Source organism: Acinetobacter haemolyticus CIP 64.3 = MTCC 9819, from assembly GCF_000369065.1.
Classification (GTDB): Bacteria; Pseudomonadota; Gammaproteobacteria; order Pseudomonadales; family Moraxellaceae; genus Acinetobacter; species Acinetobacter haemolyticus.
In genome coordinates this window covers 40,329-52,096 of record NZ_KB849801.1, presented here as the reverse complement: position 1 = coordinate 52,096, position 11,768 = coordinate 40,329, and the positions used below count along the sequence as shown (strand labels likewise).

At 38.2% G+C, this 11,768-nt stretch carries 6 protein-coding genes and 2 pseudogenes; 1 reads left to right on the top strand and 7 read right to left on the bottom strand.

Annotated elements, in window-relative coordinates; translation table 11 throughout:
• Positions 1-374 precede the first annotated feature (374 nt).
• The 5 genes and pseudogenes from F927_RS05815 to F927_RS05795 form a co-directional block, all read right to left on the bottom strand.
• On the bottom strand, positions 375-2,717 hold the full coding sequence (locus F927_RS05815; RefSeq protein WP_005082476.1) for a TonB-dependent hemoglobin/transferrin/lactoferrin family receptor: 2,343 nt from the start codon (positions 2,715-2,717) through the stop codon (positions 375-377).
• 465 nt (positions 2,718-3,182) lie between these two features.
• Positions 3,183-3,995 (bottom strand): annotated as a pseudogene (locus F927_RS05810) (metal-dependent hydrolase).
• A 147-nt stretch (positions 3,996-4,142) separates the two neighbouring features.
• Positions 4,143-4,937 carry a sulfite exporter TauE/SafE family protein gene (locus tag F927_RS05805; RefSeq protein WP_005082473.1) on the bottom strand — a complete coding sequence of 265 codons (795 nt, stop codon included), beginning with the start codon at positions 4,935-4,937 and terminating at the stop codon, positions 4,143-4,145.
• A gap of 105 nt (positions 4,938-5,042) precedes the next feature.
• Positions 5,043-6,698, bottom strand: a complete 1,656-nt coding sequence (locus F927_RS05800; RefSeq protein ID WP_005082469.1) for a bifunctional protein tyrosine phosphatase family protein/NAD(P)/FAD-dependent oxidoreductase — start codon at positions 6,696-6,698, stop codon at positions 5,043-5,045.
• A gap of 14 nt (positions 6,699-6,712) precedes the next feature.
• Positions 6,713-7,395, bottom strand: a pseudogene (locus F927_RS05795) (MBL fold metallo-hydrolase).
• Positions 7,396-7,589: 194 nt separating this feature from the next.
• Between F927_RS05795 and F927_RS05790 the strand changes: the two are divergent.
• Positions 7,590-8,888 carry a sigma-54 interaction domain-containing protein gene (locus tag F927_RS05790; protein ID WP_005082464.1) on the top strand — a complete coding sequence of 433 codons (1,299 nt, stop codon included), beginning with the start codon at positions 7,590-7,592 and terminating at the stop codon, positions 8,886-8,888.
• Positions 8,889-9,028: 140 nt separating this feature from the next.
• Here the strand turns inward: F927_RS05790 and F927_RS05785 are convergent, their stop codons facing one another.
• Positions 9,029-9,853 (bottom strand): TlpA disulfide reductase family protein, encoded by an 825-nt coding sequence (locus F927_RS05785; protein WP_005082461.1) that lies wholly within the window; start codon positions 9,851-9,853, stop codon positions 9,029-9,031.
• Positions 9,850-11,736, bottom strand: a complete 1,887-nt coding sequence (gene dsbD / locus F927_RS05780; RefSeq protein ID WP_005082459.1) for a protein-disulfide reductase DsbD — start codon at positions 11,734-11,736, stop codon at positions 9,850-9,852. The genes F927_RS05785 and dsbD overlap by 4 nt, the downstream gene beginning before the upstream one ends.
• Between the last annotated feature and the right edge of the window lie 32 nt (positions 11,737-11,768).

The window sequence follows — 11,768 nt, the reverse complement described above, 5'->3', positions numbered from 1 at the left end:
ATCAGTTCTGCAGTCATGCCCTGATTAATGGCATGCTGACCTTGAATTTTTTGGAGGAAGACTTGTTGATTTAAGCTCGGATTGGCAAATTGTATTTGTATCGCACGTTTTTGTGCGGTTAAGCCAAGTTGTTCTAATGCAGCATAAATAGTCTTGAACATCGCTTCTTATTGAGTTTTTTTAAACGTGAGGGCATTTTACAGGAAAATTCGATCAGATGTTCAGACCGTCCCGTCTATTTGTGACAATTTGTATTTTTAACCACATATATCAATGTTATCTGATTCAAAAAGTGAGCTTCCTCTCCAAATATCATAAAGAAGAGGAAGAATTTATTAGAAAATAGACAGTCCCAATTTACTAACTGATTAAACTTAGAATTTTTGGGAAATACTCAACTTATAATCACGCCCCGTACCCGTCATGTATTCCCCTAAATACATCTTGTAATCTCGATTAAATAAATTATCTATCGAAAGATTTAAAGTTGGTCCTTTTTCTCCCACCGGCTGCCAGTCGATGTAAACACCATGCAGTGAATACCCTTTGGTTTTGGGTAAAGAAAAAGAGGATGCTGCAATCGACTTATCATTATCAGAAAGACTGCGATCTTGTGCAGCAACAAATATTCCTCGCCATCCTATTGTTAGATGATGCTCTGGAACATTGACGCCTAGGGTTGCTGTTGCTTTCTTCGGTGGAATATCCGTCATCCATGTTTTCTGATCAAACCACGGATTAACAGGTGAATTATCACGTTGCCCCCGAATATATGAATAAGTCAAACCTGTAAACCAAGTCGGCTGATTATAGAAAATCTCCGCCTCATATGCTTTGATCGTATAGTCTGTGACATTACGATAGAAGCCATGATGATACTTTCCATTACAGTCATTGATGCTGCCATTGCCACCATTGGCATTATTTTCAGCCTGTGCTTTACAGAAGGTTGATCGATTACGGAAGATTTCATCACTACCACGATTACGGTGATAAGTTAGACGGACTTGTAGATGATCATCTGTCGTAAAGACATCATCAAAATTCATTTCGTTACCCAAACGAATCGCTAGCATTTTTTCTGGCAATAAATAACGACTGGTTGATGGCACCGAAGTCATTGCAGATTGCACATAATATTGCTCATCTACACGTGGCGCACGCCATGTTTTACTGATATTGGCAAACCACGTCAGATAATCCGCCTGCTTCCATGCCAATGCTAATCTTGGCGACCAACCTGTATAAGTTTTACTAGAATAATCATGCCCTGCACTTGGATCATTAAAACGTGGTGCGCGATTTGGAGTACCTGTATTGATAATATGATCGTAGCGAATCGAAGGCGTAATGGTGAAATCGTTAATTTGATACTGGTCTTCTACAAATGCACTCAACATCTGCTGATGCCCTGATGGCATATAGTTAGGCTCATAATAGCCAAAGTTATAATCTGCTTTCTTTGAATTATTCTTATCATACAGAAGCGAGTTCTGTTCCATTTTTTGATATTGCGTACCCACTTTTAATTTATGTGTACCGTATTGGGTTTCAACAAGACTAATATTACTGAGTTTAAATGCAGTATTGGTATACTTCACCCAGCTTTCATTGCCCAATAATGCAGCCGAAGCGTTCACACTAGGTAATCTTTGATCATGTTGATTCGTCTTGGAATAGGATGCAACTGCTTTCAAATTCAGATATGGGTTTGATTCTGGGTTGAGTTCATAACCGATCGAATAGCTTGTATCGCTCTGATCACGATAAACCAGACGACGTTTCCAAGCTTCTTCATAGCCATATTTTTTAATATCTGCCTCAGTTGGTACAGCGTCTTGATCACGCATAGCTGCAAATGGCTCCCACCCTTTATGACCACTTTGCATTGCATTTAGCGTAATTTTTTGGCTGTCTGTAGGATGAAAATTAAGCTTAACCAAATAGGTATTTTGCTCTTGTGCAGAATATAGAAATTTGCTGCCATCTGGGCGTTTCACATCCCCACTATCTCGATTGGTATAATAAAGCATCCCATCGGCCAGACCATTTTCAGTCTGAGCGTAAACTGCCCCAGTATAGGTATTTTGTGTATTATTTGAGAAGCGTGAATACTTTAAAAAAGCTCCGATATGATTATCATCAACAAGTAGGTTAGTTGCATCCTTGGTTTCTAAAGTCACCTTTCCACCGAAGCCACCATTTCCTACCTCAACATTATGTGGACCTTTATCTACAGTAATTTTCTTTAAAATTTCTGGTTCAATAAAAACTGAACCTTGACGATATTTATCAAAACTTTTAATCGAATCATCCAAGCTAATCGGCACATCCTCAACGCCACCCATCCCAAGGATATTGATCGTTTGACCACCTGGTCTTGGTGAGCCTGCAGAACCAACACTTGGCATATTATCCAATAATTGCGCAACATTATTGGCTTGATAACGATCAATCGCTTTTTGGTTCAAAATACTTTGCCCGAACTGAATGGTATCTTCTTTTTCAGCTTGTATAACAATCGGAGTCATCTGATAAATTTGATTCTGAGCATTCACATTCGCTAACGCAGTATTCGATATACGCTTATCTGCGGTATCTATCGGAAGCTTTGAGCTTTCTGCGTAAGTCTGAGACATAAGCCCCATTGATACAGCAATTGAAATAGCCAATACATGTGGTTGAATAAGTGTATAAGTGTTGGAAGATTTGGACATAAAATTCACTAAATTTAATCATGATCGTAAGTTGTTCTAAACACAACTGAGCTTTAAGCTAGAAAATTGAAAGCAATAATTTGTTTGAAATGTTTTATCGAATCACGATTTCTTAAAACATAGATCACTTGAGAGTTGTTCAAAATACATAACATTGATGGGACAATGCAGCACCGCTTTAATGATATTAATTATCATTTACATCAACAGATTTGTAAATGAATTATTATGATTTTTAAAGGTTTTTATTATCATTTTTTGACTAAACGTTTAAATTTTATTTGTCAGTAATTTGCCAATTGAATGTACGTTAAGTTTTGGAGGTAGATGTATTTACTTGAGAGTTAACTTTGCTGAATAAGGGTTCATAGGCTTACTCGCACAGCTAAGCAAATGCCATCCTAATTTAATTAAATCAATCCATGTCAATCCAAAACTTTTCGAGGGATAGTATTTTATGAAATGTCAGCACCTCCCTAATAATTCTCTAGCATTTATTAATAAATCCTGCTGATCAATCTTGGAAGGATGGAAGTCTTCTTTATAAAATGCCAGATAATCAGGCAATAAACGCTAGATCATTTGTGTCAGACCTAAAAGTGTTTGGAAATTTTTAAAAAGCTGCCCTGGTGAATACAAAGTATTTTTACGGTCTTGCCAGACAAGATGACTGGTCATTACTATCGTACTGCTGATAAATCCCACTGTAATTGTTCGCATACTTCTTCGACGCTGAGGTAAGTTAGCAAAAATCTGCTGATATACATCAAATGCCACGTGTTTATGTTCAATTTCTTCAACAGCATGCCAAAGCCAAAGATTTCTCATATTTTCAGATAAGCCCTTGAACATGACGTCTGGATATTCAAGCATATAACCCGCCATCATCGCTGTAAAATGTTCAAGTGCAACCGTTGCAGCCAATTGACGACGCTTACTTAACCCCCTTAAACGAATCATCTCCTGTTCATAAGCCTTTTCAAATTTTCTCAAATGATATTCACTACTTTGAACCAGTTGATTGAACTGTTCATGAGCACGGGCATGATGTGCCTCTTGGCCAATAAAACCTGAAATATCTTTTTGTAGTTGTTCATCACGAATCTGATCTCGTACATTACGCACAGTTTCTACAAAAAAACGTTCACCTTGTGGGAAGCTCATGGACAATGCCGTAAGAAAATGTGACATCAACGTGGATTCAGTATAATGCGTTGTAATATTCTCAGCTTTGAATTGCGTTTGGCGAACAGTAATTTTAATTGCATCTTTTGACATAGTCTCTTTCCTAACTCGAAGGATATAAGCTAACGATACAATATCACTTTGACGAATATTAATGAAAATATCTTATGGTGACTATTTCCTCCATTGCAAAGAATTAGAAAAATAACATAAATCTGCTCATCCTTAGCAAATATGACTTTAGATGATAACAACGACACTTGACCAAAATAAATAAACTGCAACACCGATTACCACAGTTGCAAATATCTTTTGCACTGTTTTTAGATCAATCAAATTAATGAGTCGTCGTCCGACTAACATCCCTAAGATGCAAGCAACAACAAAACTGATCGTTACTGAAGCTGGATATTGGAAACCATCGAGTATGTGGATAGAAATGCTCACACCGCCAATCAGAAAAATAATCATTAACGACGTTGCAACTATACTGCGCATATCGAGATCAGTTACTTTACGCAGCGCTGGAACAATGACAAATCCACCACCGACACCAAGCAATCCAGTCAACAAACCTGCAACCACACCAATAAGACCCAATACACTGGCTGTTTTCACATTCCAAATAAGTTTTCCAGTAGACTGATTAACCTTACATGGTGGATCTTCAAAATCATGAACTTTATTGAAGAAAATTCGATAGGCAACAACCATCATCACTAAACTAAAAGCTAGGCTTAACCATGTGGGAGAGATGATGTTAGATAAATGCACGCCATATCTAGCCGATGGAATACTAATCAAAGCAATCCATATTGCAGCTTTATAGCGTACGATTTTTTTCAATAAGCCTTGTACACTCCCCACAAACGCAGAAAGTGTAATTGCAAGCAGTCCGACAGGTGCAGCTTGTGAGACAGTCCATCCTTGACTCGCCATTAGTGCAGGAACGGCTAAAATTCCTCCTCCCGCACCTGTTAATCCAAGCAAGCATCCGATTGCTAGACCTTCCAAGACTAATAACCACATATCCATAAAGGACCTCATGAAAAATGAGATACACTTTTTCAAGTGTGACAAAACCTAACCCAGCTCTAAAATTAGAGCTAAGCCAATGATTTATAGGATCTAATGAATAAATTACAGTTTAGGTTTTACCAGCCACTCATGCCCTTTTAGCATGCCATCCCAATACATCGGGGGTAGGATTTGTTCTTTTAACAGCCATGCCATACGTGAAGGTTTTTGACCATCCAAGAACCACTTTGGAAAACTCGGAAGCAGTTTCCCACCATAACCAAATTCTGCAAGAACGATCTTGCCTCGCTCAACAGTCAAAGGACATGAACCATAACCATCGTACTGAGCAAATTGATCACTACCTTTTAAGTACTGCAAAACATTCACTGCAACAATTGGCGCTTGTTTGCGCGCTGCCGCAGCAGTTTTCGCATTCGGAGCATTCATGACATCTCCAAGTGCAAAAATGTAAGGATATTTACTGTGCTGCAAAGTATTTTGATCAACGCTCACCCAACCTGCTGCATCAACTAAATTGCTCGCGCGAATAAAATCAGGTGCTTGTTGCGGTGGAACGACATGAATCATGTCAAAATCAGTTTCTAACAGTGATGTACTTTCACCTTGATTGACCTTGAACCATGCACGTTTGTTTGCACCATCAACTTTTACCAGCTGATGGTTGAAGTGCAGATTGGCGTTATAGCGTTTCACATATTCCATCAATGCTGGCACATAAGCTTCAACACCAAATAACACCGCACCCGTATTGAAGAAATCAACTTGAATATCTTTCAATACGCCTTGTTTTTGCCAATAATCGGCAGATAGATACATTGCTTTTTGTGGTGCACCTGCACATTTGATCGGCATAGGTGGTTGAGTGAAAATCGCCTTACCACGTTTCATTTGACTGACTAACTGCCATGTATACGGTGCTAGATCATAACGATAATTCGAGGTCACACCATTTTTGCCTAACGTTTCAACTAAACCTTCAATACCGTGCCAGTTAAGCTTCAAACCTGGGCAAACCACCAATACTTCATAGTTGATCGGCTTACAGCCCTCTAACAACACCTGTTTATTGTCTGGATCAAAAGCCGCTACAGCAGCTTTTATCCACTGTACTTGCTTAGGAATCAAACTCGCCATGGTTCGAACTGTTTTTTCAGGTGCAAAAATTCCACCACCGACCATCGTCCAACCAGGTTGATAGTAATGAATTTCTGCTGGATCAATCACAGCAATATCTAGATTTGGCTCTCGTGAAAGTAAGCTTGAAGCAACTGAAATCCCAGCGGCTCCACCACCTACGATCAGCACCGAAAATTTAGGCACATTATTTAATTGTATCGGGTGTTGATTGAGGATTCTTGGAACTAAACCTTGTAAGTCATAACCCAAAGTTTTAGACACCAATAGCATTTGATCCAGACTTAATCCTGAAACCTGAGATAATCCCCAAAGCGTGATTGAACGTGTACCTGTTCGGCAAAACGCCAAGATTGGCTTTTGAGCTGCTTGATAAACTGATTTAAACTCTTCAGCCTGCTCATCAGTTACACGGCCACTCACCACAGGTAAATACTCAACTTGAATCCCGTGAGTAGATGCTACTTCTTGTATTTCAATGATATTGGGTTGATCAGCACCCTCACCATCAGGACGATTACAAATAATTGTTTTGATACCTTTATTTGCAAGTTCAGCCACATCTCGTTGAGAGATTTGATCTGCAACATAAAATTCTTGATTCACTTGTTTTAATTGCATGCCACTCTCTCCTATTAATGACCGCAGGCTTTATTCGCAGGTAAAGCAATATCAATTTTCTTTGGATAAGGAAGATTGAGGTTTTCCATCAAAATGATGAAGTCTTGCTTACTTTTGCCTACCCCAATCGAGAGTTATGTAGTCGCTCTTGTCCAACCGTAGATGATACGCGCCCCCTGTAGTCATGACCTGGATAAACAATAGTTTCATCAGCTAAAGTGAATATCTGTTGATGAATACTGTCATATAAAGTTGCCGCATCACCTTCTTGGAAATCAGTACGCCCACACCCATCTATAAGCAATGCGTCACCCGTAAATACCATGCCGTCCACTACATAACTGGTACATGCATTGGTATGTCCAGGCGTATAGCGAGCTTCAATTAAAATCTCCCCTACGCGAATTGCACTACGGTCAGATATAAAAATATCACCACATGCAACTTCGGAGTTGCGATGTAACACTGTTTTACATCCAAAGCGTTCACGTAACAGATTTGCTGCCGTTACATGATCTGCATGCACATGCGTATCAAGGCTATAAACTAGCTTCAAATTATTTTGTTCAAGCATGTCCGCATAACGCTCAATTTCCGATGCAACTGGATCAATCAGTACCGCTTCACGTGTCTGTTCAGATGCGATGAGATAGGTATATGTTGAACTTTCATTTTCAAAAAACTGATGAAATATCATGTGGATCAATCTCGATGTACTTATTTATATATTCTTAAATTGCAAACAAGATGCCAACTCTATGCACAAATTATTATATTCAAATAAAACAATATATTATTACGTATTGTTTAATAGTTTCTTAAATTTATGTTTCACCATCAATTCATTTTATGTTTCAATGAAACACTTAAAGAAACAACACCTGAAACAATATGAATCAATCCATTGATTTTATAAAACAAGTAGATTTGGAAAACTTCTTAGGGTATTTACAACAACTCATTACAGACTGCGCCCTGTTTATTGTTGATCAATCAAACTCAGCTATAATTTATGAGTTCAAATCAACACGTTTTAATCCCTCTATTGCTCAATTGACTAAACAAAAAATACTAAACAATCTATTAGAAACTGGGAAAATTCATCTGCAATCTGCCACAGCTTCAATTGAGCTTTTATGTCACCAACACAATATCCAAGTTTCAGATCAGGATTTCTCTGGAAAGTTGTACTTAGTTCAACCATTGCAACAGACTGAAACATCAAAAATAGAAAATAGTGGTCAGAGTTTGTCTGAAACATTTCATAGCCAATCTCCTGAAATGCAACGTATGTTTTCAATTATTGAACGCGTTGCAATTACTGAGTTTCCAGTATTAGTTCGTGGTGAATCTGGAAGCGGCAAAGAACTTGTGGCTCAAGCCATTCATGACCACAGTCAGCGAAAAAACAAAGTATTTATCGCGATTAACTGTGCTGCATTAAATGCAAATATCTTAGAAAGTGAATTGTTTGGACATGTCAAAGGTGCTTTTACGGGCGCGATTCGTGAGCATAAAGGTGTTTTCGAACGTGCTGCGAGTGGAACACTGTTTTTAGATGAGATTGCTGAAATTCCACTGGAGTTACAAGCTAAACTTTTGCGTGTCTTAGAAACAGGTGAGTTTACGCCTTTGGGTGGTGAAAAATCTATTAAAGCCAATGTGCGAATCATCACCGCAACGCATCGTGCATTAAGAGAAGAAGCTAAGCAAGGACGTTTTCGCCAAGACCTTTTGTATCGTCTTAGAGTCATCCCTATTTTTATTCCGCCTTTACGTGATCGCAAAGAGGATATTCCTTTGATCGCTGAATTTATTTTGAGTCAGCAGCAATCTGTATTTCACACACAACCGCATCTATCCGACGAAGCATTAAAAACCTTAATTGCTTATGATTGGCCAGGAAATGTCCGTGAGCTTAAAAATACCCTTTTATATGCATTGACCATGGCAAATGAAAAATCAGAAATTGAAGTTGTTGATCTACCAGATGAGATCATAGATATTCATTTGCATTCATCACAATTACATAATGAGGTATCAGAGAAGCCTGTTTATCCAGAAAAAATCAATAAAAATAAAGTTAGAGATGTTTTGATTAAATATCAAAATGACCTTAATCTTGCTGCAAAAGAGTTGAAAATTAGTCGAACAACTCTTTGGCGTTATCGAAAAAAATTTGACTTATAACCCTTTACTCAGACCATCAAAATTAGCTTATCGATATTTAGATAAAGATCTCTTTCAACTTGCAAAAATAGTTTTAATACTTCGACACATTAATTTAAGCTTCCAACTATGTCTTAAGGAACCGCCTGAGAAGCCTCCAATTAATGAGTGATTTTTTGCAGGTATTGCTTGAGCATGGCTTGGCTTAATTCACCAACATGACTTTCTACAAGTTGTCCTTTTGCGTTAAAAAATAAGGTACTGGGTAAGCCATACATATTCATATGTTGAGGCATTTTCCCATGAGGATCAAACAGGACATTTTTAAAATTTAATTGATAACGATGTAAATAGGACACAATCTCTTCGGGTGTTTCACCTTGGTTAAGCATGACAAACTGGACATCTGGATAATGTTGCTGTGCCTGATACAACACAGGCATTTCACGATGGCATGGCGGACACCAACTCGCCCATAAATTCACCACAGTAGGTTTACCAATAAATTGAGTCATGGATTGTGGTTGCTGTTTGAGGTTGTTAAATGCTAAATCTGGATAGTGTTGCTGTGCATTCCAATGGTTGAGTAGATTGATTCCCACAAATTGTATTGTGATAAACAATAGAAAACTGCTAACCAATACAGGCATTTTTAATAAGCGATTTTTCCATATAAACCAGCTACTACCCGCAATGATACCTGCATAAAAGTTAAATCCTCTATCCTGAATCTTAACAATATCAATTGGATGAACTAGATAGAGATCAGCATGAGTCATCACGAATACTACTCTTGCAGCAAGTAAGCCAACCCAAATTGCGGTCCATAAAGAATCCTTGTAACATTGCCAAGTTGAATTAGCCCATTGATGGCGTTGTTTAAAATACTTCCCAACACCCCATAAGCCGATAAGTCCAAATAATAAGATTAATACTGACCACGGCAGCATGAACATGCCAAGATGTAGTGCTTGGGAAGAAATCAAGGTTGATTCTCCTCATTTAATTTTTGAATATTCTGAATTAATTGTGATGCGGTATAAGTCCCTGTAAGACGAAGATCACGTTGCTCTTTCTGGTTAGGTGAAAGAAACAATATCGTCGGTGGGCCAAGAATCTGCCACTGTTTTAAAATGATGTCTTGTGAAGCTTCATACTGGGTTAAATCTAGCTTAATACGAGTCACATTTTTCAATGCATCCTGAACATCAGTTCTTGGTAAAATCTCTCTTTCAATTGGCTGGCAGGCAACACACCAGTCAGCATATACATCAACTACAATAGGATCTTTAGCATATGCGGCTAACACTTGATTTAGTTCATGTTGATTTTTAACAATGATCCACGATTGAAGTGAGTCACTTTCTGTAGTCTTAACATTTGTAGTTGCTTGATTGATATACCAAATTCCACTCACAGTACAGCCACAGATCAAAACTAAAATCACAACTTTATAAGGGATATGCACAATATGGCGTAAAATAGCTATTAAATATCCCGCCATTGCGATCAGAATTAAGGCCAGTCCTGCATAGTACAAAGTTAGAGGCAATAAAGGACGAGCAAAATAAACGGCCATTGCCAGCATGATAAAACCAAAACTAAGCTTTAACCGATCCATCCATAAACCAGGTTTAGGTAGATATTTAGCTCCAAAAACACTGGCAATAAATAAAGGTATACCCATCCCAAGCCCCAGTAAGAAGAGGTAGAATCCACCAAGCAGGCTGTATTCAAGTTGAGAGACATAGAGCAAAGCCCCTGCCAAAGGTGCACTCATACACGCGCCAACGATCAGGGCCGAAACTACTCCCATAATTCCAGCACCCAACAGTGTTCCCCCTTTTTGGCGTTGTTGTATCTGATCTAAACGCTGTAAAAGACCTTGTGGTAAGGACAGTTGATATAAACCAAATAAGTTCAACGCAAATACAATAAACATCAGGGCAAATAAACCAATGAATACAGGATTTTGGAACCAGCGTTGAATACCATAACCAATTTGTGAAACCACAATACCCATAAGGCCATAGACCAATGCCATACTCATTACGAAGGTCAATGCGATGATAGCGGCTTTATAACCTTTATTACCTTGCACCAAAATACCTGAAAGAATAGGAATCAAAGGTAATGAGCAAGGTAAAAAGGCAAGCAGAATGCCTAGTCCTAAAAATAGGATAATGTTAAAAAAGACACCCTGATTGGATAAAAGGTTTAAAAAGAATTGATCATTATTCCAGTCATCGCTTAGTGATGCTTTTTGTGGTTGGATTTCAACCTGCTCTTGTACCTGATCATTAAGAGGTTTGGATGATTTGATCTTTTGTAAAGTCGAGGAAATTTCAGGATTCGATTTTTCATGTGCAGCTTGCGCCTCTGATTCTGGTGTTACTTCTGATATATTTTCCTGAGTGACTAAAGCTGCAAAATTAGAGAAGTTTGTTTCTGAATTTTGTTGTGGAAGCAGTCCTGCTGCATCAGTTGTGATCGTAGTACGTTGTACTGGATAACATAAGCCATCTTCTGAACAGCCCTGCCAACTCACTGTATATTCGCTATTTGGCTTCAGACCTAGTTGCGTCAATACCTGATTGTAATGCACATGGGTTACACCAAAAGTTGGATCATCCTTTTCCTGTCCTTTGGGCAAGTTTAAAAATAGATTCTGCTGATTTAGCCTTACCTTAAATTGATCATGATATAAGTAATAATGAGGAGCAATATCCCATTTTAATTCAGCTGTTTTTTCAGAAATTGAGCTTGCCTGAAATTTGAATGCCTGATCTGGTGGTAAAAAATCCTGATTTGCATATAACGATGTGGTAACGATACATAATGCAATCGTTATCAATGGTTTCATCAACATACGAGCTTATCTAACTTTAAAAATCAGGGCAT